19 protein-coding genes and 1 pseudogene are annotated in these 22680 nt (G+C 54.0%); 13 read left to right on the top strand and 7 right to left on the bottom strand.

The window, feature by feature from the left end:
- Window positions 1-125: 125 nt before the first annotated feature.
- From MKZ15_RS17055 to MKZ15_RS17045, 3 genes are all read left to right on the top strand, one after another.
- Entirely contained in the window at window positions 126-2504 is a 2379-nt protein-coding gene (locus MKZ15_RS17055) for a hypothetical protein (RefSeq protein WP_339817079.1), read from the top strand.
- Window positions 2505-2542: 38 nt separating this feature from the next.
- Window positions 2543-3688, top strand: coding sequence for a glycoside hydrolase family 88 protein (locus MKZ15_RS17050; RefSeq protein ID WP_339817078.1), 1146 nt, complete (start codon window positions 2543-2545; stop codon window positions 3686-3688).
- Between the two features lie 201 nt (window positions 3689-3889).
- Complete coding sequence (locus tag MKZ15_RS17045) at window positions 3890-5167, top strand: BNR-4 repeat-containing protein (RefSeq protein ID WP_339817076.1); 1278 nt, start codon at window positions 3890-3892, stop codon at window positions 5165-5167.
- A gap of 66 nt (window positions 5168-5233) precedes the next feature.
- Here the strand turns inward: MKZ15_RS17045 and MKZ15_RS17040 are convergent, their stop codons facing one another.
- Window positions 5234-5908 (bottom strand): SOS response-associated peptidase, encoded by a 675-nt coding sequence (locus tag MKZ15_RS17040; RefSeq protein WP_339817074.1) that lies wholly within the window; start codon window positions 5906-5908, stop codon window positions 5234-5236.
- 254 nt (window positions 5909-6162) lie between these two features.
- Here MKZ15_RS17040 and sigK point away from each other — a divergent pair, with 254 nt between their 5' ends.
- The 5 genes from sigK to MKZ15_RS17015 all read left to right on the top strand — a co-directional run bounded on the left by sigK (window position 6163) and on the right by MKZ15_RS17015 (window position 9652).
- Complete coding sequence (gene sigK, locus MKZ15_RS17035) at window positions 6163-6861, top strand: RNA polymerase sporulation sigma factor SigK (protein WP_155605744.1); 699 nt, start codon at window positions 6163-6165, stop codon at window positions 6859-6861.
- A gap of 143 nt (window positions 6862-7004) precedes the next feature.
- Window positions 7005-7628 (top strand): hypothetical protein, encoded by a 624-nt coding sequence (locus MKZ15_RS17030; protein WP_339817073.1) that lies wholly within the window; start codon window positions 7005-7007, stop codon window positions 7626-7628.
- 152 nt (window positions 7629-7780) lie between these two features.
- Window positions 7781-8638 (top strand): ABC transporter ATP-binding protein, encoded by an 858-nt coding sequence (locus MKZ15_RS17025; protein ID WP_213622728.1) that lies wholly within the window; start codon window positions 7781-7783, stop codon window positions 8636-8638.
- Window positions 8631-9290, top strand: coding sequence for an ABC-2 transporter permease (locus MKZ15_RS17020; RefSeq protein ID WP_155605741.1), 660 nt, complete (start codon window positions 8631-8633; stop codon window positions 9288-9290). Before MKZ15_RS17025 ends, MKZ15_RS17020 begins: the two co-directional genes overlap by 8 nt.
- Window positions 9287-9652, top strand: a complete 366-nt coding sequence (locus MKZ15_RS17015; protein ID WP_155605740.1) for a GntR family transcriptional regulator — start codon at window positions 9287-9289, stop codon at window positions 9650-9652. Before MKZ15_RS17020 ends, MKZ15_RS17015 begins: the two co-directional genes overlap by 4 nt.
- Before the next feature lie 58 nt (window positions 9653-9710).
- On the opposite strand, the gene MKZ15_RS17010 is transcribed toward MKZ15_RS17015, so the two are convergent.
- A complete protein-coding gene (locus MKZ15_RS17010; protein WP_339817072.1) occupies window positions 9711-10994 on the bottom strand; it encodes a glycoside hydrolase family 27 protein in 1284 nt (427 codons plus the stop codon).
- Window positions 10995-11456: 462 nt separating this feature from the next.
- Window positions 11457-11642 (bottom strand): annotated as a pseudogene (locus MKZ15_RS17005) (catalase); the annotation flags it as partial.
- A gap of 427 nt (window positions 11643-12069) precedes the next feature.
- Between MKZ15_RS17005 and MKZ15_RS17000 the strand changes: the two are divergent.
- On the top strand, window positions 12070-16875 hold the full coding sequence (locus MKZ15_RS17000) for a X2-like carbohydrate binding domain-containing protein (RefSeq protein WP_339817070.1): 4806 nt from the start codon (window positions 12070-12072) through the stop codon (window positions 16873-16875).
- A gap of 55 nt (window positions 16876-16930) precedes the next feature.
- On the opposite strand, the gene MKZ15_RS16995 is transcribed toward MKZ15_RS17000, so the two are convergent.
- Window positions 16931-17911 carry a glycoside hydrolase family 43 protein gene (locus tag MKZ15_RS16995; RefSeq protein ID WP_213622721.1) on the bottom strand — a complete coding sequence of 327 codons (981 nt, stop codon included), beginning with the start codon at window positions 17909-17911 and terminating at the stop codon, window positions 16931-16933.
- Window positions 17912-18157: 246 nt separating this feature from the next.
- On the opposite strand from MKZ15_RS16995, the gene MKZ15_RS16990 reads away from it, so the two are divergent.
- The gene (locus MKZ15_RS16990; protein WP_339822476.1) at window positions 18158-19366 is read left to right on the top strand and encodes an oxalate decarboxylase family bicupin; all 1209 of its coding nucleotides are present in this window, start codon (window positions 18158-18160) and stop codon (window positions 19364-19366) included.
- Here MKZ15_RS16990 and MKZ15_RS16985 read toward each other — a convergent pair.
- The 3 genes from MKZ15_RS16985 to MKZ15_RS16975 all read right to left on the bottom strand — a co-directional run bounded on the left by MKZ15_RS16985 (window position 19357) and on the right by MKZ15_RS16975 (window position 20794).
- On the bottom strand, window positions 19357-19731 hold the full coding sequence (locus MKZ15_RS16985) for a hypothetical protein (protein ID WP_339817068.1): 375 nt from the start codon (window positions 19729-19731) through the stop codon (window positions 19357-19359). The genes MKZ15_RS16990 and MKZ15_RS16985 overlap by 10 nt on opposite strands.
- A gap of 2 nt (window positions 19732-19733) precedes the next feature.
- Entirely contained in the window at window positions 19734-20333 is a 600-nt protein-coding gene (locus MKZ15_RS16980; protein WP_193416497.1) for an ImmA/IrrE family metallo-endopeptidase, read from the bottom strand.
- Between the two features lie 107 nt (window positions 20334-20440).
- Window positions 20441-20794: a helix-turn-helix transcriptional regulator gene (locus MKZ15_RS16975; protein ID WP_059044468.1), complete on the bottom strand. Its 354-nt coding sequence runs from the start codon at window positions 20792-20794 to the stop codon at window positions 20441-20443.
- 295 nt (window positions 20795-21089) lie between these two features.
- On the opposite strand from MKZ15_RS16975, the gene MKZ15_RS16970 reads away from it, so the two are divergent.
- The 3 genes from MKZ15_RS16970 (at window position 21090) to MKZ15_RS16960 (ending at window position 22677) form a co-directional block, all read left to right on the top strand.
- Window positions 21090-21581 carry an ArpU family phage packaging/lysis transcriptional regulator gene (locus tag MKZ15_RS16970; protein ID WP_339817067.1) on the top strand — a complete coding sequence of 164 codons (492 nt, stop codon included), beginning with the start codon at window positions 21090-21092 and terminating at the stop codon, window positions 21579-21581.
- Window positions 21582-21852: 271 nt separating this feature from the next.
- Window positions 21853-22446 carry a hypothetical protein gene (locus MKZ15_RS16965; RefSeq protein WP_339822473.1) on the top strand — a complete coding sequence of 198 codons (594 nt, stop codon included), beginning with the start codon at window positions 21853-21855 and terminating at the stop codon, window positions 22444-22446.
- Between the two features lie 6 nt (window positions 22447-22452).
- A complete protein-coding gene (locus MKZ15_RS16960; RefSeq protein WP_339817066.1) occupies window positions 22453-22677 on the top strand; it encodes a hypothetical protein in 225 nt (74 codons plus the stop codon).
- The last annotated feature ends 3 nt before the right edge of the window (window positions 22678-22680 follow it).

Below are 22680 nucleotides of genomic sequence, written 5' to 3'. Positions count from 1 at the left end.
GATCGTACGTTTAGATGCTCAATAAGGTCTTTGGAGTCCGTTACAGATGGAAATCGGTCTTTTCCAGCTAAATAACGGCGCTGAGGTCCGTTAGAAATCAACAAAGAAGTAAGGAGTGGATACCCATGAAACCGATCGACCCGCAAAGCTACTATTCCTTCCGCGATGCGGAAAAAGAAATCGAGTTCCACCGGCACGACATGCCGACCCCTTGGATGAACTATTTGTCCAACGGCACATTCCATACGATGTTGTCCCATGCGGGCGGCGGGGTCGCGTTTTACAAATCGCCGCAAATTTGGCGGATTACGCGCTATCGGTTTTTTCACCTGCCGATGGATCGCTCGGGCCCCTATATTTACGTCCAGGATGCGGACTCGGGGACGTACTGGTGCCCCACCAACGAACCTGCTGCCGCCAAACCGGATACCTGGAAAAGCACCCACGGCCTCGGCTACACCCGGTTTGAGGCGAGGAGGGACGGAATCGCTGCCCAAACGTTGTATTTCGTGGGTCCCTACGAAAATTCGTTAATATGGAAATTGACCTTGTCCAATGAAACCTCGGTAGCCAAAGAACTGAACGTTTACGCTTACGTGGAGTTCGGGATGATGGAATTCATGCGCGAGCTGCAGTGGCAATGCTATAACAAGCACCAGGTCTCCGTGCAGTACCGTCCGTCCGAGGCGCTGGTGTACCGGTATGGCGTTGAAAATCAACCGAAGCCGGAGGAGACGCCGCTCGTTTATTTTGCTTCCGACGCGCCGCTGTCCGGATATGACGGCGACCGCGAAGAATTTATCGGTAGCTATCGCAGCGAAGCCAATCCGGCGGCGATCGAAGAAGGGGGCTGCCGCGGATCGACGCTGATGGGCGGAGATCCTTGCGGAGCGCTGCAATTCAAGGTCACGCTGCAGCCGGGCGAAAGCCGGACCCTTCATCTCTTCCTTGGCACAGCCCAAGATGAAGCCGAGGTTGAGCAGGCGCTTGTCCATTCCCGGGAACCCGGGTTTGCAGAACGTTCTTTTCAAGGGCTACATTCCTATTGGGACGGTTATCTCGGAGCTTGGGAGTGCCGGCTGCCGGATCCGGACGCCGAGCGGATGCTGAACATCTGGAACCCGTATCAAGCGCATCGCAACTTTCTGTTTTCACGGAATATTTCCTTCTATGCTACCGGAACGTTCCGTGGTGTTGGATACCGGGACACGTCGCAGGATATATTGGCGGTCGTGCCGTTTGATCCGGAGCAAGCGTTGGGCAAGCTGCGGCTACTGCTCGGCCAGCAGTACCGGGATGGGCACGCAAACCACTACTTTTTCCCTCATGAAGGTTGGGAGCCGGTGACGAGCATTCATTCCGACGATCATTTATGGCCGACATTGGCGGCTTGGGACCTGTTAGCTGAAACCGGGGACGCCGCGTTTTTGCTAGCGGAAGTGCCTTACTACGATGGCGGTCAAGGAACAGTATACGAGCACTTGAAGGCCGCGATCGATTTTACGGCGTCGAAGCTGGGACCAAACGGGTTCCCGTTGATGCTGCGATCGGATTGGAACGACCAGTTGTTCCGGGTGTGCCGCGAGGGCCGGGGGGAGAGCATTTGGACCGCCATGCAGCTTGGCCTGGTGCTGTTACGGATGGTTGATCTCGCCGTCGCCGCCGGCCGTCCGGAGGATGTCGCGAAATACGAGACCATGTACGAACAGCAGCGGGAGCTGGTCAACCGCATTGGCTGGGACGGCCGCTGGTTCCGCCGCGCCATTATGGATGACGGCCGTTTCCTTGGGAGCGATGAGCACGAGGAAGCGAAAATCTGGCTGAACGCCCAAACCTGGGCGGTTCTATCCGGGATGGCCGATCCGGAGAAAGGTCGGCAAGCGATGGACAGCGTTCGGGAGATGCTGGACACGGAGCTTGGCATCAAAAAAATCCACCCTTCCATCAGCACGTTTCCCGATCCCGCCGATCCTTTGACGAATTACAACAAGGGGACGGGGGAGAACGGGGCGGTATTCTGCCACGCCAATACCTGGGCGATCATGGCCGAATGCCTGCTCGGGCGAGGGGATGTCGCCTACAAGTATTACCGCCAGCTGCTCCCGAACGTGGCGATGGACCAAGCGGGCCTGTGGCGGTATAAGGCGGAGCCTTATGTCTACGCTTCAAACTTGTTTGGGCCGGAGTCCGACAAGTTCGGATTGGCCAATGTGTCCTGGCTGACTGGGACGGCCGCTTGGATGTACGTCGCCGCGACGCAATATATCCTGGGCATCAAACCGGTGCTGCAGGGCTTGTCCGTCAACCCCTGCATTCCCGCGGATTGGGAAGGGTTCACGGTGAAACGCCGGTTCCGTGGCTGCGACTACGAGATTACGGTTCGCAACGAAAGCCGGGTTAGCCAGGGCGTAAAACACATCACCGTCGACGGTCAGCCGCTGGAGGGCCATGTCCTGCCGGCTTATCCCGGACGCTCATCCGTCCGTGTTGACGTCATCATGTAACTTGAAAAATCCATCAAGCCAACCTACAGGAGGATAAAATGAACTGGAATGAATGGATCGAACAAACGCTGGACATTACGCGAACGAATATCTCCCGTTTTCAAACCCGTTTTCCGCATGTCAGCCAGGGAGAGGGCAAGTACCAGCTGGTGGAGCATACCGATTGGACCGAAGGCTTCTGGTCGGGTATCTTATGGCTTAGCTACGAGTACAGCCGGGACGAAACGATCCGTCAAGCGGCTGAAGCGGCCACGGCGTCTTTTCAAGACCGGCTTACGCGGCGGAGCCATTTGGAGCATCACGACATCGGCTTTCTATATCTGTTGTCCACCGGGGCGCAGTGGATCGTAGAGCAAGATGAGGCCGCCCGGAAGTCGACTCTGGAAGCGGCCGATTTGCTGCTGACACGGTGGCGGCCAACTGCCCGCATCCTGCAAGCCTGGGGCCCTGAGGGGGATGAAATCAACGGCGGACGCATCATCATCGATTGCCTCATGAACTTGCCCTTACTCTATTGGGCCAGCCAGCAAACCGGGGATCCCGAATATGCCGACATCGCCCGGATTCATGCCGAGCAAAGCCAGCGATTCTTGGTGAGAGGCGACGGCTCGTCGTATCACACGTTTTATTTCGACACCGCGACCGGCGATGCGGTTCGGGGCGGCACGCATCAGGGCTATCGCGACGGATCGACCTGGACGCGGGGGCAGGCTTGGGGAATCTACGGATTTGCGCTCTCCTACCGTTATTTCCGGGAAGCTTCTTTTTTGGATACATCCAAGCGGCTGGCCCGTTATTTCATCGATCATCTACCTGCGGATCTCATTGCTTATTGGGATTTTGATGCGCCTCAAAATGAAAGCGAACCTCGGGATAGTTCGGCTTCTGCGATCGCGGCATGCGGCGTTCTGGAAATCGTGGAGCATTTACCCGCCGATGACCCGGACCGGGCGGAACTGCTGGCTTTTGCCGAACGTGCCGTGGCGTCGCTGGCGAAGCATTGTTTCTCGGGCGGCACGAACGGGGCCCGGGAAGGCGAAGGCTTCCTGCGACACGGCTCCTACTATGTGAGGGGCGGTATCGCAACCGATGATTATGTGATCTGGGGGGATTATTTTTACCTCGAAGCGTTGATGCGCCTTGGCCACGGGATCCCGGGATATTGGTACGAACGCGGGCGTTAATTCACGTGAATCCGGGGTCTGTATGACAAAGGAGAAATGTTCTACTTTTAGCAAAAATGCGTAATTCCGTTCTATTCAGAACGTTGTTTTGTTTCTATTCCGGCTCGGGGCAGCGTGATACGCTTGTACCGGTAGCGGGAGGACCAAGGTTATCGGGGGATTGAGTTTTGCAAGCGATTTCAGTTTGAGGAGGCGAGAAGTGTGAAAAGGGGAAAAGGTTGGCGAATCGGGCTCTGGTTTGTAGCGTTGATGACGCTGCTGCCGACAACTACGGGGTATGCGGCCGCTGAACTTACAGAGGTTCCTTATCCGATGGATTCCAGCAACCAGGCGGGATGGTGGTCGCCGCTGGATACGTATGGAACGGGGTATGAATACGCTTATATGGCTTACAATGCGCCTGGGGGCACAGCGGGTATGCATACGGTATATATCGCCAGAAGAGACGGAACGGGGGCTTGGAGCAATATCCCGGTCATGAACGGGTCCGTCGTAGCCGAGTATAACGACGATTTAGGTCACAACCAGCCCTCCATCGCGAGGGACGGCAGCGGCCGGTTCCATGTGTTTGCCTCGATGCACGATAATAACTGGCGATATTTTCGATCGGATACGGTAGGCGGAGCTCCTCAGAATCATTCGGCGGATATGCCGGGTCCGGATATGAAAATCTCTTATCCAATCGTCAAAACCGCACCAAACGGGGATTTGTATCTCTTCGCACGGGCGGCCAAAGATCCTGCGGGGAAACGGGAAGGCGTCCTGTTCCATTGGGATAATACGGCCTCGACTTGGAGTCAGATCGGTGTGATCGCATCAACGCTGAATCGGTCCGTTTATCCGGACGACTTGGCTTTTGATGCGAATGGCGATATGCATATTTTGTTCGAGTGGGCGCATTTTGCCGCCAGCGCGTTACGCCATGAGCTGTCGTACCTGAAGTACAGTCCAGCCACAGGCAGCTTTACGAAGGCGGATGGAACGCCGGTGTCCCTTCCGGCGACGTTGTCTACGGCCGATATCGTCCAGCCTTTAGCCCCTGGCGAAACCTACGTGCAGAGCGGCGACGATCCGGGCGGACCCGGCGTGCAAAGCGCCAAAATGACGGTGGACTCCGCAGGACGGCCGATCATCGCCTACCGTTACCGTGAAGCAGGCAGCGCGAATTTCGCCGTGAAGCAGGCAACCTACGGCACGGGAGGCTGGGAGCTGCAAACGGTCTTTGATGCCGCCGCGACGCGGGCTGCGGTGGATGTCACCTGGAACGGCACGGAAGCGAGAATCTACTACGTGAAGCAAAGCGGTGCGGATCGGGCCTTCGTGGCCGTGAATTCGAGCGGAGCCGGATGGACCGAGACCTCGTTGGCCCCTGGCAAACCGATCGAGCGGCTGGCAGTGGAGCGTAGCGCCAAAGGCGTCGATATCCTGTACCTGGTGGATATCCCGAATCTCAAGTTATATTACGGCAGGAATAACTGAAGTGAAATTAAAGCTCTTGGACGAGAGAAGGGTCCAAGAGCTTTTTTACTTATCTTTTTCAGAGTCTCATCGTTTCACCCAAGCCAACTGCAAATCCATCTCCCGGATGCATTCGTCGGTGTCGTACCGGTTGTTGTCGATAAGCGGCGTAACCGCGTAGGCCTTCATTTCCTCCGCTGCATGCGGACGCAAGATGGGGTCCAGCGCGTCGAGATCATTGATCTCTTCATCCAGCCACCGGGTCATATCCTCCGGAGACAAAATCGCAGGCATGCGGTTCTCGAACTCTCCGATCAGCGGATTGGCATCCGTCATGACGAGGGTGCAGGTGCGGAGCGGCTCGCCTCGCGTATCCCGCCAAATTTCGTACAGTCCGGCCACACCAAACATGCCGCGGTTTTTCAGAACCACCCGGACGGGGTATTCTTTCTTGCCTTCCTTCCTCCAATAATAGAAGCCATTGCACGGGATGATGCAACGCTGCGTGCTGATGATTCGGCGGTACGTCGGATTCTGGTGGACGTTACGCAGATCCGCGTTAACCGCGTCTTTTCCCCAATACGGAACAAACCCCCAGCGGAACTCGTCGAGCACCCGCTCCCCATCCTGCTGAAGCACGACCGGCGTCGGTTGCGTGGGACTGATGTTGAAGCGGTTCTTGTAATAGCTCATGACCCGCCCGATTTGAAAATGCTCCTGGACTTCCGGCAACTCGGCCGCGATGGAATACCTTTGACACATGAAATATCTTCCTCCTTATAAAATGATTGTGATGTAGTGTTTGTAAAAGGAGGAAAATAATTCTTTTTCTTAGCTAAAAATGATTTAATTCATGGATTTACTTGTGCTTCATGTTCCAAGATGAGAGAAAGGATCCTGTTAAATCAAATTCCTTCGTACAGGCACGCCTAGGCCTCCGCCCACATACAATGAAATGACCCAAAATGAAGCGAGGTTGTATTCATTGTGATGTGAATCAGCAGGAGGTGTCATCATTGCCTGGATTGTTTACCGCAATTGCTTTGTTCATTAAACAGCTAACTTTGCTCGTATCGTATGTCAAAAATAATGCGTTTCCCCAGCCCTTGACCGAGGAGGAGGAAACGAAACACCTGCAGCGCATGGCGGAAGGGGACGCGGTTTCCCGCAATATTCTGATCGAGCATAATTTGCGGCTGGTGGCGCATATCGTGAAGAAATTCGATAACACCGGCGAAGATCTGGAGGATCTGATCTCGATCGGTACGATCGGTCTGATCAAGGCGATCGAAAGTTTTCGGCCGAATAAAGGGACGAAGCTGGCGACCTTCGCGGCCCGCTGCATCGAGAACGAAATCCTCATGCATTTGAGATCGCTGAAAAAAACGCGCAAGGACGTATCGCTGCATGATCCAATCGGTACAGATAAAGAAGGAAATGAAATCACCTTGATCGATATTTTGGGTACGGAAGCGGACGATGTGGTGGACCGGGTTCAACTGAAGATGGAGAAGAGCAAAATCTATCGGAACCTGGACATTCTGGACGCGAGGGAGCAGGAAGTGATTAAGGGACGTTTTGGCCTGGATCATGGGGGAGAAGAACGGACCCAGCGCGAAATCGCCAAGGAGCTCGGCATCAGCCGAAGTTATGTGTCACGGATCGAGAAGAGAGCGCTCATGAAGCTGTATCATGAGTTTTATAAGAAAAAATAATTAGAATTTGTTGTGATGCCTAAGCGGGACCGAGCCATGCTCGGTCCCGCTTATTTTACAGTCAAGCGATTGAAATTATGATACAATGGCGTCGTTGATTATGAAGCTGCAGGAGCAAATATAAAATGATTAGGACGGACCCTATGAAGAGAGTATTTCTTAAAATAGATTCAAAGAGACTGATCATCATGGTTATTGGTAATGTCTTTTTGGGGATGGGGATTAGTATTTTCAAGCTGTCCGGCATGGGCAACGATCCCTTCAGCGGCATGGTGATGGCACTCGCAGATTCTCTCGGCATCGCCTATGCTCATTTTCTAATCCTACTAAACTTGATGTTGTTTGTAATCGAATGGATCATGGGTCGGAAATATATCGGAGCCGGGACTTTCGTCAATGCGATTCTTCTGGGCTATATCGTTACTTTCTTTCATAGTACCTGGCTTCATCTATTCGGCGAACCTCAGCTTTTTTGGCAACGGACGGTCGTTGTGGCGATTGGTGTGGTCGTTTGCAGTTTTGGGGTATCGCTGTACCAGACCTCGAATGTGGGAATAGCTCCGTATGATAGTTTGTCCTTGATTATGAAAAATCGCTTCCCGAAAATCTCTTATTTTTGGCATCGGATGTTTACAGACGCACTTTGTGCTTTGATCTGCTTCCTGGCTGGAGGCGTGATCGGTTTGGGAACGCTCGTGTCCGCGCTGGGTCTAGGACCCATCATCCACTTTTTTGATGTAAAATTTACGAAGAAGCTCTTGGCTTAACCGGGATGCTGTCCAATCAAACCCCCGCCGACTTTATCGTCTGGCGGGGGTTTTGTGTTTATTTTACATCTTGAGTTATTGACGTTCCCCAATTTCGATGTTATATTGTGCATACACGATATGCACAATTATTTTTTTGGGGGAGGTACCGAATGCTGGCATTAGATATTCGTAACCTAAATAAGAAATACCCGAGCTTTGAGCTCAAAGATGTTTCGTTCCAGCTGGAGAAGGGCTATATCATGGGCTTTATCGGAGTCAATGGCGCGGGGAAAACCACCACGATCAAATCGATTCTGAATATGACTCACATCGATAGCGGTGAGGTTCATATTCTGGGGCGAAACATGAACGAGCACGAGCTTGAATTGAAACAAGACATCGGATTCGCCTTTGGAGGCATCGATTTTTACACGCGCAGTAAAATCAAGACATTGACCGAGACCATCAAAAAGTTCTATCGGAATTGGGACGACGAGACCTACTCCTATTACCTGCGGAGATTCAAACTGGATGAGAATAAGAAGATCGCCGATCTATCGACGGGCATGAAGGTTAAATACAGCCTTGCCCTTGCTTTGTCCCACGGGGCGAAGCTGCTCATTCTCGACGAGCCGACAAGCGGACTTGATCCGGCCTCACGGGATGATCTGCTGGACATTTTCCAGGAGTTGATCGTTGGCGGTGAAGTCAGCATTCTTTTCTCCACCCATATTACCTCCGACTTGGAGAAGTGCGCGGATTACATTACCTTTATCGCGAATGGGGAAATTATCCTTAGCTGCGAGAAGGAAGAATTCAAGGAATCTTATCTTCTGCTGAACGGTTCCGCGAGTGAACTGGACCAGGTGAAGGACCAGATGATTGCCTACAAGACGAATTCGTTTGGGTTTACGGGATTGATCCAAGCGAGCGACTTCGATCCGTCCTGCGGCATCAAGTCCGCCACGCCAAGCCTCGAGGATGTCTTGATCTATTACACGAAGAAGGGGGAGCAAATCCATGGTTAACTTGATTAAGAAAGATATCAGGCTGGGCGTACATCCCCTGTTTTTGATGATGCCTTTCCTAACGGGCGCTTTAATGTTCATTCCCGGCTGGGTTTACTTCGTAGTGATCCTGTATTTTTGCTGGATCACCATACCGAATATGTTTAACCAATTGAGATCGCAAAATGATTTGATGTTTACCTCGATGATGCCGGTCACGAAACGGGACATCGTGAAAGCGCGGGTATTCGTAGTCGCCGGATTGGAAACGGCGCATATTGTGGTTGCCCTGATCTTTGGCCTGATTAGCTCGCGTATCTATCCGGATTCGATGACCTATCTGTTCTTCCCGCCGAATTTGGGTTTCTTTGGTCTCTGTTTTGCCATGCTGGCGATCTTTAACCTTGTCTTTATACCCATGTATTACAAAACGGCGTATAAATTCGGCATGGCGCTGCTTGCCTCCACCGTGGCTGCTACGCTGTTCGCCGGGATTACCCAATGGCTCGGGATCGTGAATTCGGGGATGAACCGTATTTTCTATGGTACGGAAGCGAATCATGTGGCGTTTCAAGCATACATGCTGATTGCAGGAATCGTCATCTTCTTTGCATTTACCGCTGTGGCTTACCGGATGGCAGTCAAACGATTCCTTCAAGTGGAGATCCAATGAACGTAGCGATTTCGAACACTTCGGAGAAACCGATTTATCAACAGCTGTTTGAGCAAATTAGCGCTCAGATTTTGAAGGGTGAACTGGAGAGCGGCTACAGTCTCCCCCCGATCAGACAAGCTGCCCATGAGCTGCGGGTCAGTGTCATCACCGTCAAGAAGGCATGGGAAGAACTCGAACGGCGCGGTTTGATCCATACGGTTACTGGAAAAGGATGTTTCGTGGCCGAGTTCTCACCGGAGGAGATGTTGCGAATCCGCAACGAAATGGTGATGGAGCAATTGATGAATGAGGTGTCTTATTATAAGTCCTTTGGGCTAAGCTTGGATGAGATGATCGAAATGTTGAAGAAGGTTTATTAACTTGAAAAGCCTAGAAGAAGAGAACTGCCCAATTGCGGGCAGTTCTCTTCTTTGTTAGTCAATCTAACCGGAATAAACGCACTCCATGCGATGGTACCGTGGTAGGAAGTTCACCTGATACCGTGAGCTCGGCCGTCGCTCCGCTCCACAGCTCAAAGCCCGCAGTAACTCCCGATAGACCGATCCGCTCCATAGGGAGTTCCAGCGTCAGCGGACTTTCACCGAGATTAAAAACAGCGGCATAGCCGAATCCCTCAGGATGTTCAGCCGTCCAAACGATAAGATCGCCTTCACGGATTGCTTCCCTGGCTCCGCGACTCTCCCGGTGCATGCGCAGCACCTCCCGATTGGTGATCAGCGAAAGAGTCCATTCGTCGTTATCCCTTAATTCACCGCCAAAGATGAGCGGCGAGCGGAAGATGCTCCAAAGCGACATCATCGTCAACTGCTCGTCTCGGGTGAACCGGGTCCAGCGATCCGCCCCGCCGCCATCCACCGAGCGTATGCCGATATGACCGAGCGGCAGCATGTCGCAGTCCGGCCATGAGCCGGCTTGCGGCACGCCCTGCCAGGCCCGGCACCGGTCGAACATATCTCGCAGAAGCGGCCACTGGTCCCAGAAATCGTCCGTCATCCGCCACATGTTGGCATGCTCGGCGAAGAAGGCCGAGGATTCCACCGGAGCCGGCCCGGGGGACAGGCTTAGCACCATAGGCCGGCCGCAGCGTTTCATCGCTTCGGAAATCATCGCGATTTCCGGTTGGTGGGTGCCGTATAACCTGGAGGCCGCAATATCGTCCACCTTTACCAGGTCAACACCCCAGGAGGCGTACAATTCAAAGAGCGAATCGTAATAAGCCTGCGCTCCTTCCTTTGAGGCATCCACGCCGTACATATCCGTATTCCAGGGACAGATGGAGTTCGTATGCGCAATGTCGCGCGCGGTCGCGGTATTGCCCAGAATTGGTGTGGCGCCATGAACGGCTTGGCGCGGGATTCCGCGCATGATATGTATGCCGAACCTCAAGCCCAGGTGATGAACATAATCGGCCAAAGGCTTGAAGCCTAGGCCGCCGACCGCGGAGGGAAAACGGTTCTCAGCGGGCATGAGCCGGGAATAGCTGTCCATCGCGAGCGGTACAAATGGGCGATATTGCGAGGAATGCGCCCCCGGTTCATACCATTGAATATCGACCGTGATATAACTCCAGCCAAAGGCTTTGAGGTGTTTCGCCATGTATTCCGCATTGCCTCGAATCTCTTCTTCCGTTACGGCCGCGCCATAACCGTCCCAGCTGTTCCAGCCAAGCGGCGGAGTAGGTGCAATAAACGAATGGTCCATTTTACAGGCTCCTTTACAGATGATTATTGCTCTATTTAGGTTCATCTTAATCAAGAAGTAGTGCAATATCTATAGTAACTTTGGAACGATGAGGGTAAAATATTGCGGTTAATCGAGTATATAAGGGAATCTGCGAAAACCATCGGTGTTATGGCTGCCGGAAGCTGCGGATGGACTTGCTGAGCCGCGGCGAATAAATGCAAGAACAAAGCCGGCGATTGCTGCTGCAATCGCCGGCTTTTCATTAATATCGATCGGACTTGTGTCCCATCCCTTGGGCCTTATCCAGCGCTTCATCCGCACTGGCAGTGCTGGTATGCTTACCCGCCGCATCCATCTCCCGCTTCACCGCCTCAAGTCCTTCCTTGACCCTTCTTCTATACTCTGGGTCCGCTTGCGTGAAGTGGCTGATCCAAGTCTCCTAAATTACGGAACTGCACAACTTCAGATTGTTTACGAGATTCGGTCGAAATGGGAGATTTTCTCGAGGAGATGATAGTTCTCCAGTGTGGTCGGCCCCCGGCTTCCGACGGTTCGGACGTTTTGATTGTCTGTGATCGGGTGCCCCTGGCGGTCCGTTAGGGTTTGTTCCTCCTCGTTCGCTTCTTTGTTCGTGCCTGCATGTGGATCCACTAGATTGACCTCCAAATTTCAATTTGAGGATAGTGTTTTACGTGATTCTCGGAAGTATGCATTATTTGGTAAAAGTGGTTGATCGCAAAAATTCCCTTAAGAGATCTCTTCTCTAAAGGGAAAATTGTCCCTTGTTCGAGAAAATGGTTGCCTCAATCCGCTGGATGATCACCCCAAATGAGGGGGAGATGTACGCCGAACGAAGAGATGTACCTAGGCGAAAGCTTCGGCAATTTTCTATACTCATCGCGAAGGAAACGTGACCCAAATGTGGAAAGCTTAGGGGCATTTTCACGCAGGGGGACGGTCAGGTAACCTGAAATGATTCAACCTGCCGTTTTGAAAGCGTTACCAAAAAGGACGCTTGGCGCAGATAGGGGGGAGTACCGAATTTCACGGGTCTCCGAACAGGGACACCTATTCTACCAAAGGAGATGAAATGATGATCCGTTTGTTGCATAAGACGTTGATTTGCTTGTTAGCAGCAGCGATTGTGCTAGTACCGTGTGCTTATTTTGAGCCAAGTCACAAGGTGGCACACGCGGCCGATAATGGGCTGGCAATGAAGCCTTATATGGGCTGGAGCAGCTACAGCTTACAGGTTTACGACGGCCCGGAGGGGAACTGGACCTCCGAAGAGAAACTGAAAAAGATCTCCGATGCGATGCATGAAAAACTGCAGTCTCACGGATACGAATACATCAATATCGACGCCGGATGGAACGGCAGCATGGACGAATACGGCCGGCCGATTCCGAGCGAAACGTTATATCCAAACGGTTTCGTGAATTTAGTGGATTATATTCATAACAATGGGCAGAAGGTCGGGATCTACCTGATACCTGGCTTGTCCAAGGAAGCTTACCGGCTTAACCTGCCAATCTACGGAACGGAGTACCATATGCAAGATATCGCCGCCCAGCCGCTCCGACAAGCGGACTATTGGGACATCGATTACAAAATCGATTTCTCCAAGCCGGGGGCGCAGGAATACATTAACTCGATCGCCGATCTAATCGCCTCCTGGGGCGTCGACTTCGTGAAGTTCGACAGCGTGACCCCGGGGTCCGGCCATAACGACCTAACGATCGACGCACGCGATGACGTGAAGGCCTGGTCGAGCGCGCTGTCCAAGCACGGAATTTGGCTGGAGCTGTCCTGGGCGCTGGATCATAACTACGTGGATTTTTGGAAAAAGTACGCCAACGGATGGCGCGTCAATTGGGACGTAGAGGCCTATGACCCTAACGTCGGAATGACGCAGTGGGCGAACATCGCCCGGTTGTTCCCGGATGCCGCTTTATGGTGGCGTGACGCCGGTCCCGGCGGCTGGAATGACTTCGATTCCCTCAACGTCGGCAATGGGCAAACCTCTGGTTTGACCCGGGACGAGCGGCAGACGGCGACGACGTTATGGGCGATCGCCAGCGCGCAATTCTACACCGGCGATGATTTAACCAACCTAGACAGTTACGGGCTGGAGCTGTTGACCAATGATGAGGTCATCGCCGTCAACCAAGCCGGCCGTCCGGCACATCCGGTGTCGATGGCTACCAATCAACAGGTGTGGGTTGCCAATAATGGGGATGGGACCTATACGGTGGCCTTGTTCAATCTAGGCAACAAAGGCGCTTCGATGGACGTCAAATGGAGCGACATCGGATTGGACGGCGCGGCTTCCGTCCGCGATTTGTGGAGCCATAAGGAGCTCGGCCAGTTTGCGACCGGCATGGATGACATCTATTTAGAGCCGCATGCTTCGCGCTTGTTTAAGGTAACGGCGAAGAATGGGACATCTAAAGTCAATGATGACGATACCGGCGTGAAGTATACCGGAAACTGGACGCGTAACGGCGGTAATGAGCTGGTGCAGGATGCGCAGGATCTGAATGTGACAATCGTGGACTCGAGCGCGGTAGGACCGGGGAACGCGGTTGTGAATGACGCAGCCGCGGTCAATGAGGAGAGATTGGCGGCTGGAGCCTTCGCGGAGCAGGCAGCGTCTGGTTTGACCGCCGCAGAGGCGGGCGAGCATTGGGTGATCTATAACGATAACCACCCGTCGGTGACCTATGATACTTACGGAAGCAACGGCAGTTGGGGATACAGTTCGGGGAGGGATCCCGTCTGGAATGATTATCTAGGCGATGTTCATTACGGGGAAAAGGGCGAGGTGCGTTTCGAACATCAGTTTAAAGGTACGGGCGTAGATTTTCTGACTGAAACGGCCGAATCCGGAGGGGACATCGACATCGATCTGGACGGCGAATTCCAAGAGACGGTAAGCGCCAATGCCCCGAATCAACAGGGACAAATCCCGGTTTACAGCGTACGGAACCTGCCGTTCGGCGAGCATACGATCTCCGGCGTGATGAAGGGCGGGACCTACTTGCTCGTCGATGGGTTCAAGGTTTACGCGGACAGCTTGCTTGGGGCAACGACGGCCAGCTTTGATACGACAAATCCGCAGGACATTCCCGTTGCGCTGCCGCTGGGAGGAGATACATTCACCCACATTGCGAACGGTTCAGCAGAACTGGTGCGAAACACGGATTATGCGGTCTCCGGCGACAGCGTCACGATCAAGAAAGCGTATTTGGCCCAGCAACCGCCCGGCCCGCTTGCCTTGACGTTTGGTTTTGCCGGCGGCGACACGCAGACGTTCACGGTGGACATTACCGGACCGGTGATCGTGAACAGCACGATCGCTCCGAAGACAGCGGAGTTTGATCAAAAAGCATCCGCGCAAGCCGATGTCTCGACCACGATGACCTTAAACGGCAATACGCTGGTCCGCATCACCAACGGGGCGGAAGCCTTGAGCGAAGGGGAGGATTTTTCGTTCGAAGGGGATACGATCCGCATCCATTCCTCGTACTTGGCCGCGCAGCCAACCGGCATAACCGAGCTGACCTTCCAGTTCAGTGCCGGGCTGCCGCAAACGCTCACGATCGATATTGTAAATACGTCCGGCCGTTTCCTCATGATCAACAACAACGATCCCGGCATTCGTTACACCGGGTCCTGGAACCGCAGCACAGGGCGCAACTTCGGCGATTATCAGGATGACGTGCATTTTGCCGAGACGAACGGCGATTTCCTGGAATACACCTTCAAGGGGACCGGGATCCAATATATCACGGAAATTGACCCTTCTCAGGGGGAAGTAGACGTTTATCTGGACGGCGCATTCGCGGGCACCGTGGATACCCATGCCGATGCCAGACAACCGATGCAAGCGGTCTACAGCGTTTCCGGGTTGTCCGATAGTCTGCATACGCTCAAGCTGGTGAAGAAATCGGGCCGCTTCATGCTGTTGGATGCGCTCAAGGTGCAAATCCCCGACTTGATTAACCTCACCGAAGCGACCTTCGATAAGAATCCGTCCGCCCAGGACGACATCGAAGTCGAAGTGATCGGCGGCATCGGGAACCTCGGTAGCATTCGGAACGGCCAAGTGCCGTTGGTTGCGGGCGCGGATTACGCCGTAACGGGGAACATCGTCACGATCAAGAAGGAATACCTCGTTGCCCAGCCATTGGGAAGCTTGAAGTTGACGTTCCACATCAAAGGCGATTATTACGATGACGTGCATGCGACAGAGGTGAATGGGGATTCCTTCGAGTATACGTTTAAAGGAACGGGCATTGATTTGCATATGCCAAAAGGTCCAGCCCAAGGAGAAATGGAGGTTTACATCGACGGACAGTTAAAATCGACCGTAGATGCCTATGCCGAGTCCCGCAGCGCCCAGCAGCCGTTGTTCGGCATCGCTAACCTGCCAGCTGGCCAACATACGGTCAAAGTGGTGAAAAAATCCGGCGAGCTGATGCTGGCGGATCTATTGATTTACCACGTCGCCCCCGGTTCGACGACGCCAACAACGCCAACGAATCCGTCCAACCCGCCGTCGTCCCCAACCGGACCGTCCGGTCCTTCGGCGCCGCCTAGCGCGGCGGGAACGGAAATCGTTCGCGATCCGGCCAATCAGATCCCGGTGGATATCATTCGGACGACGTTAGCCGACGGAACGAAACGAGATGAAGTCAAACTGACGGTCGATGCTCCACTTCGGGCTGCGATTGACAAACTGGGAGATGAAGGCGTCACATCGCTAACCCTTACGATTCCGGATGCCAAGGATGAAGTGGCCTCCGTCCAGTTGTCGCTCGCCCGCGACTTTATCCAGTTGATTACGGGACGCGGTTTGGAATTGAAACTCCAATCGACGAACGGAGAGATCCTGATCCCGGCAGCCTCTTTGCAGGGTTCGACCGGCGATCTGACCTTGACAATCCATCCCGTGAAAGCAGCTAACCAAAGCAAGGAAATCGAAGGACGCGCCAATAAAGCCGAGGTGGTACTTGCGTCCACAGGGGGGCAAGGGGTAACTGTCATCGGTCGTCCGGTTCAAATCGAAACGAACCTGCAGAACCGGGAGGTCGAGCTCATTCTGCCGCTGGCCGGCTCGGCGCTGAACGATGCGGACCCGGCCAAACTAGGGGTGTATATCGAACACTCCGACGGGACGACGGAGTTCCTGACGGGAGAGGTTGTTCCGTTCGGGAACGGCAAAGGGTTGAAAATCAGCGTAGACCATTTCAGCACCTTCGTCCTGGTGAAGACGGCCGAGGCCATGTTGCCAACGCATAAAGCTTATATCAGCGGCTATCCGGGGGGGCTATTCAAACCGGAGAACCAAATTACCCGCGCGGAGATGGCTGCCATGCTGTCCAAGGCCGTGGGCCTGAAGGAGACGGCGGAAGCGTTAGGCTTCAACGATGTTCCGGCAGGTTATTGGGCTGCCGAAGCGATCGCCCAAGCATCCCGCATGGGCTTGATGCAAGGTTTTGCCGATGGCAGCTTTAAGCCGGAACAACCGGTGACGCGGGCGGAAATCACGGCCGTCGCCGCGAAATTCATGAAGTCGGTCGCGGGGCAGGGTACCGGCTTCTCCGACACCGCCGGCCATTGGGCGGAGGAGGCGATCCGGTCCGCCCAAGCGGCAGGGATCGTTAGCGGCTATGCCGACGGCAAGTTCCGCCCGGCGGCATTCGTCACGCGGGCCGAAGCAGTAACCGTGATCAACCGGGCATTGGGCCGAGGGCCGCTATTTGGCAACATCGACGCGCTTCCGGTTTGGCGTGACGTACCGCAAGCACACTGGGCTTTCCACGAAATCGCAGAGGCATCGACGGAGCATGTTGCGACACCGAGAGTGGGAGGCGGAGAGGAACCAAGTAAATAAAAAAAAGGGGAGCACCTCCGGCTTGATTCAGCCGGCCGGTGCTCCCCTGCTTTACTTATTTGTACGGATCGATCGTTTGGATCGTGCCGTCCGGGTTGTAATGCAGTTCGGTGTATTTGACGCTGCGCTTGTGGTTCACGCCGCCGGACAACGAGCTGTCATGATAGAACAGGTACCATTTGTCCTGGAATTGCACAATGGAATGGTGCGTGGTCCAACCGATGACCGGCGTCAGGATTTTGCCTTTAAAGACATAAGGCCCTTGCGGGTTCTTGCTGATCGCGTACACGAGGGTATGGGTGGATCCGGTTGAATAGGACAGGTAATAATTACCGTTGTATTTATGCACCCACGGTCCTTCGAAATACCGCCGGTCTTCGTCCCCGGCCAACAGCGGATTTCCGTCCTCGTCAACGATGGAAATTTCCTGCGGTGCGGATTTAAAGCTGAGCATGTCATCGCTTAATTCAGCGAATTGCGGCCCCAACGCCGGCGCATCCGGTGCCGGTCCTTCGGCGTCCGGTTTGAAGGTTCCTGTTTGCCATTTCTCCAACTGGCCGCCCCAAAGTCCGCCAAAATACATATAGGCGCGGTTGTCGTCATCGACGAGTACGGCCGGATCGATACTGAAGCTGCCAGGAATGTAGCTTTCTTGCGGCGTGAACGGACCTGCAGGCGAGGAACTCGTAGCTACGCCGATGCGGAAAATGCCTTCTTTGTCCCGGGCAGGGAAAAAGAGATAATAGGTATTGTTCTTGTAAGCCGCGTCCGGAGCCCACAGCTGTTGGCTCGCCCAAGGAATATCCCGCAGATGCAAGGCTTCGCCGTGATCGACGCACGGTGAGTTGAAATCGTCCAGCGAGAGAACGTGGTAATCTTCCATCGCGTATTGGTCGCCGTTATCATTGTCGGGACCGTTGTGATCGAGGTCATGGGATGGGTAAATATAAATTTTGCCGTCATACACATGGGCGGATGGGTCAGCCGTAAAAATATGCGTAACGAGCGGTTCATTCGGACGTACAGGTTTTTCCACGAGGATTCCCCTTTACCTAGTTAGTTTGTTGACTAAACTTACTAACTTTAATTATACAGAAGCTTGGACAACTATCAAGCTCTTGAAGTTATTTTCTCCGAAATCATCGGATTTTATTGGGAAATGAACCGTTTCGCCAGAACATATTTCTGCTAGGGAGGGAATAGGATCACTGTATGATTAGAATGTGGAAAAAATTAACATTGGCACGTCCAGAATAAGGAGTGATTGTCGATGACGGATCGAATGGATCTATCCGCTTCAAGGCATCCGGAAAATCACGCTGCTGGGGCATCCCTCGTGCCCGAGCCGATACGCGATGACGGCAGCGGCGCGACCGATACAGGACCACGGGATGTCATGCGGGATCGCGAAAATCCCGACATGCTGGTTCCTCCGGTGACCGATAACGGATTGGTTCCGAATCTGAAATTTTCTTTTTCGGACACGCACATGCAGTTGAACCAAGGGGGCTGGTCGCGGGAAATTACGATTCGGGAACTGCCTATCGCTACGACGCTGGCAGGGGTGAATATGCGCTTAACGCCGGGAGGCGTGCGGGAGCTGCATTGGCATCAGCAGGCGGAGTGGTCGTTCATGATCTCGGGGAAAGCCCGGATCACCGCCGTGGATCAGGATGGAAGGAACTTCATCGCCGATGTAGGCATCGGGGATTTATGGTATTTTCCGCCGGGGATTCCTCATTCGATTCAAGGGCTGGAGGAGGGCTGCGAGTTTCTCCTTGTGTTCGATGACGGTCATTTCTCCGACTTAAACACCCTTTCGATTTCAGATTGGTTCGCCCACACGCCCAAGGAGGTGCTGTCGGCGAACTTTGGCGTGCCGCGCAAAGCGTTTGACCATATCCCTAGTAAGCAGGTGTACATCTACCAAGACCGAGTCCCGGGGCCGATCGCAAGTCAAAAGATCACTTCGCCTTACGGAGAGATTCCCGTCAGTTTCAAGCATAGCCTGCTGGCCCAGAAGCCGGTCCGAACGCCGGGCGGAACCGTGCGCATCGCGGATTCCACCAACTTTCCCATCGCCAAAACGATTGCGGCTGCTCTCGTGGAGATCAAGCCCGGCGCCATGCGGGAAATGCATTGGCATCCGAACAACGACGAATGGCAATATTATTTGTCCGGGAAAGGACGCATGACCGTGTTCGCCGGAGGCGGCGTCGCTCGCACATTCAACGTCAGGGCGGGGGATGTGGGGTACGTCCCATTTGCCTTTGGCCACTATATTCAAAATACCGGGGATCGCAGCATCTGGTTCTTGGAGATGTTCCGCAGCGACCGGTTCGCCGATGTGTCGCTGAATCAATGGATGGCGCTGACGCCGCGCGAGCTGGTCCAGGACAATCTGCATGTCGGGCCTCTGTTAGTGGATGCGCTGCGGAAGCAAAAGTGGCCGGTGGTGGAATACGACCGTCCGTCTAAACCTCACTCATAACCCAAGACTTCTTCGACATCATCCATCTGCACCACCAGGCGCTGAATCTCGTCCGTATCGCCGCTGCAGGCGGCGATTTGCGGGAGACGAATGCCGAGAACCCGTTGGGATGGAACGGAAAGCGCTAATTCCAGCTCCGAACCGCCGGAAAACTCCGGCGGTTCTTTGGGTCGTACGAGGTCTTCCAGCAGGACGGATACGCCCGGCAAATCGCCGAAATCTTCGGCCGTGAACGGCTCAAACGGACCGGAGACCGGGATGTAGAGCGTCTTCGACCAATCCAGTTCTCCCGGCCGCGCATCGACAATCAACTGCAGCGGTCGGTTGGAATCCGCGTAAAAATCGCAATACGCCGCAATCCGCATCGTCACCGCCCTCCCTGGCCGCCGATTTGCCGTTCCAGTTGGGACAACATGCGCCGAGTCTCCGGCGACCAGCCCCGCTCTGCTTCGCGCTGGCGGCGGGTTGCTTCCTGGGCTGCAGCGATCAAGCTGCCGTGCAGGACCCGCCGCTGGATTTGGTCTAGCCGCTGCTCCGCCAGCTCTGGCGGGACATGGAATTGCTCGGCGATATAAGCCACCGCCTCGCTGCGATGATCCGGCACTGGCAGTTTGGCAAACATATAAAAGGGGATTGCGGCGTAAAGCACGAACTGCTCGGCTTCAGTCTCCTGGGCATGCAGGAACAGATCCGTCATCCGGCGCTGATCCCCGGCATGGCGCAGCACATGGCATAACTCGTGAAAGAAGACGACCCGGGTCTGAACCGCCTCCAACCACTTGTTCAGAAAAATCACGTTCTCCTCATTATCCGAAAAGGAGGGGTGATTCCCGTAAATTAGCCCGATGCCGAAGGCTTCGGCGATTCGCTCGATGTCGAGATCGGCGGGGGCCGATATCCCGTGATTCAATAATTTGGCGTTAATCCATTGTTCCAGATGGGTCTCATGATAATAAGCGTACAGCATCCAAGTCACCCCGAATCAGAATGTATGTTCGGTTCATCGCCCGAAATAAGGGCCCTCCAGAATCAGGGCCGTCATTGCTGGTCATATATAGGTTGGTTCACTTCAACTTACTTCGCTTCGTCCCCGTTCAGCAGCTTCTTCTTCTGCTCCCGATACGCTTTCAAAGCGGCCTCCATCATGGCGATTTCATCCGCCGTATACGCTTCGGGACCGCCGAAAAAAGACAAGCTCATCCCTTTTTCCGCCGCAGGAGACGGGTCGGGTGTTCGGCCCAGCAAGTAATCGGCGCTGGTATCCAGAGCGTCGACGATATTGCGTAGCACCTCCGGATCCGGCTTGCGGTCGTTAGTCTCGTACCGAGACAACTGCACGACCGAAATGTCCGCTTGGGAGGCGAGGTCTTTTTGCGTGAGCTGACGTTGTTCACGAAGATATTTGATCCGATCGCCTAGCGTTTGCATGGTTACTCCTCTTCCTTGCCGTTTCATTTAGTGTAGCACAAGTTGCCAAATTGGTAAAGTGCGGGCACATTAGATGGAAATATTTTATATTGACAAAACGGCAATAATGCGACTTGACATTACCAAAATGGCAATCTATAATCAGGATACGGTTACCAAATTGGTAAAAAAGAGGAGGTTGAAGGAAGCGGAATCGAAGTTGCAGACGGATATACGCGTGGACAAGCAAGTTGATTTGCCGGAAGAAGATTACGTTGATTGCCAATATGGCAATATACTATAGGAGGGAATTCAGATGGGGAGAAGACGCATTCATGTGTACCATGCTTTATTCGATTCTATGCCGGTGGACGAAGCAGCTACCCGGGCTGCGGTGGAGAAGCGGTTGGAGGAAGTTAGGCGGTACCGGCAGGTCGGTTGGATTCGCAAGGAAGCGTTCATCACCGCAGGCTATGAGCCACGATACCATGGAGCTACCCATGCAGTAAGCCAACCGACGGAACAACTTGCGATCGGGAACGTGGATAAGGAAGCGGAGCTGGTTCGCAAATCGGAGCTGCTGGACCTCGCCATGGAGAGGTTGTCGGAAGAGCAGCGAGAAGTCATTCGGCGGAGTTATTTGGATCAGAAAGCCGAATACGATTTCATCAGTTGCGGCGAGATGGGCATCAGCGATCGGACGTATCGCCGCATCAAAGCCAGCGCGATTCGCCTTCTGGCGGCGGCGATGAGGCTGGAGGTTTACCAGGAAGAAGAATTGCATATGGCAAAGCATGGGGTCGGCTGATAGCCGGCTTTTTTTTGCGCGTCTATAAGGAAATGGAGCTGTCCGATAGCTGTCCGGCGGGTGTCCGTCACTTGTCCGTTCGTTTGGTTTTGCCCATGTTACATTGGTAGCGTGGAAAAGAAAGGGATGGAGAAACCGAATCGACCGATGAAAACCGCTGACGTTCCGGCGGTTTTTTGCTTTGGAAAGGAGGGGGGACGATGCGAAGCAAAAAGATTTCGCCACCATATTCATTTGAACCCGAATGGGTGCAGCCGGCGCGTTGCCAGGGGTGCATCTGGGGGCGGTTGGAGGGAACAAAACAGTTTTGCAGTTTGCCGCGCTGTATGCATGGCGATTCCATGCTGGAAAGGAGGTGATTGCCATTGCAGAAGACGAAATGACTTTGATTCCGGAATCGGCGCCGATCAGAAGCGATCCTTGGATGACGGAATTAGCCCATTGGTCGTTGTCGGCGCTAGGACCCGAGTGGAAAGCTTACTGCGGGACGTGGCCGCCGGACGTAGCCGCTCCGGCCGTGATGTGGCGGATGATCGGCATGGACGTGCGGCCGTTGGGCCCGACGTCTTATGAGGTTCAAAAGCGGATGACGGCTTTTCTTCAAGCGGAAGACGCGGAGCAAGAGCATTCTGCGGTGCTGCGGCTGCTGGAAGCGCTGGGAACGGCGGTGAAAATCCCATTGGACCCTACGGCCAAACGGTATTTGCGAATTGCCGATCCGAAGATGAGTGTGCAGCCGGAGGGAACGGCGGAGAGTACGTCGGCACAGGGGCCGCTTACCGTCACGTTGATCCGGCGCATGTCAAAATCGATTGCGGAAGCGCCGTTGATGCAATCCGTTTTTTATCAATCGACAATGAGGTGATCAGACGTGGCAGGAAAGAAATCCAAGGGGAGTGAAGCTGCATCGGCTTTAGTTGCGGCGATCAGTTCCGCGGGTTACCGAATGGAGGAACTGTTGGCCCTCTCGGAGGCGGTGTTGGGAGTCAAACCGGAAATTCTGGCCGGGGCGATGTTGGGAAGGGAACGTAAGTTACTTCAAATTGACGAAGCCAAACGGCTCGTCGATCAATTTCTAAGGAAGAAGGTGCTGTAAGTT

This window comes from Paenibacillus sp. FSL R7-0216 (assembly GCF_037969915.1).
Taxonomy (GTDB): Bacteria; Bacillota; Bacilli; order Paenibacillales; family Paenibacillaceae; genus Fontibacillus; species Fontibacillus rhizolycopersici.
Note: the sequence above shows the minus strand (reverse complement) of the source record. Positions and strands in the feature narration are given on the sequence as shown.

Coding starts and splice junctions, on each gene's coding strand:
- MKZ15_RS16970 (WP_339817067.1), top strand. CDS start 21,090: ATGGGGAGAAGACGCATTCATGTGTACCATGCTTTATTCGATTCTATG.
- MKZ15_RS16975 (WP_059044468.1), bottom strand. CDS start 20,794: ATGCAAACGCTAGGCGATCGGATCAAATATCTTCGTGAACAACGTCAG.
- MKZ15_RS17050 (WP_339817078.1), top strand. CDS start 2,543: ATGAACTGGAATGAATGGATCGAACAAACGCTGGACATTACGCGAACG.
- MKZ15_RS17000 (WP_339817070.1), top strand. CDS start 12,070: ATGATCCGTTTGTTGCATAAGACGTTGATTTGCTTGTTAGCAGCAGCG.
- MKZ15_RS17015 (WP_155605740.1), top strand. CDS start 9,287: ATGAACGTAGCGATTTCGAACACTTCGGAGAAACCGATTTATCAACAG.
- MKZ15_RS16980 (WP_193416497.1), bottom strand. CDS start 20,333: ATGCTGTACGCTTATTATCATGAGACCCATCTGGAACAATGGATTAAC.
- MKZ15_RS17025 (WP_213622728.1), top strand. CDS start 7,781: ATGCTGGCATTAGATATTCGTAACCTAAATAAGAAATACCCGAGCTTT.
- MKZ15_RS17020 (WP_155605741.1), top strand. CDS start 8,631: ATGGTTAACTTGATTAAGAAAGATATCAGGCTGGGCGTACATCCCCTG.
- MKZ15_RS16990 (WP_339822476.1), top strand. CDS start 18,158: ATGGATCTATCCGCTTCAAGGCATCCGGAAAATCACGCTGCTGGGGCA.
- MKZ15_RS16985 (WP_339817068.1), bottom strand. CDS start 19,731: ATGCGGATTGCGGCGTATTGCGATTTTTACGCGGATTCCAACCGACCG.
- MKZ15_RS17010 (WP_339817072.1), bottom strand. CDS start 10,994: ATGGACCATTCGTTTATTGCACCTACTCCGCCGCTTGGCTGGAACAGC.
- MKZ15_RS17040 (WP_339817074.1), bottom strand. CDS start 5,908: ATGTGTCAAAGGTATTCCATCGCGGCCGAGTTGCCGGAAGTCCAGGAG.
- MKZ15_RS17030 (WP_339817073.1), top strand. CDS start 7,005: ATGAAGAGAGTATTTCTTAAAATAGATTCAAAGAGACTGATCATCATG.
- MKZ15_RS17055 (WP_339817079.1), top strand. CDS start 126: ATGAAACCGATCGACCCGCAAAGCTACTATTCCTTCCGCGATGCGGAA.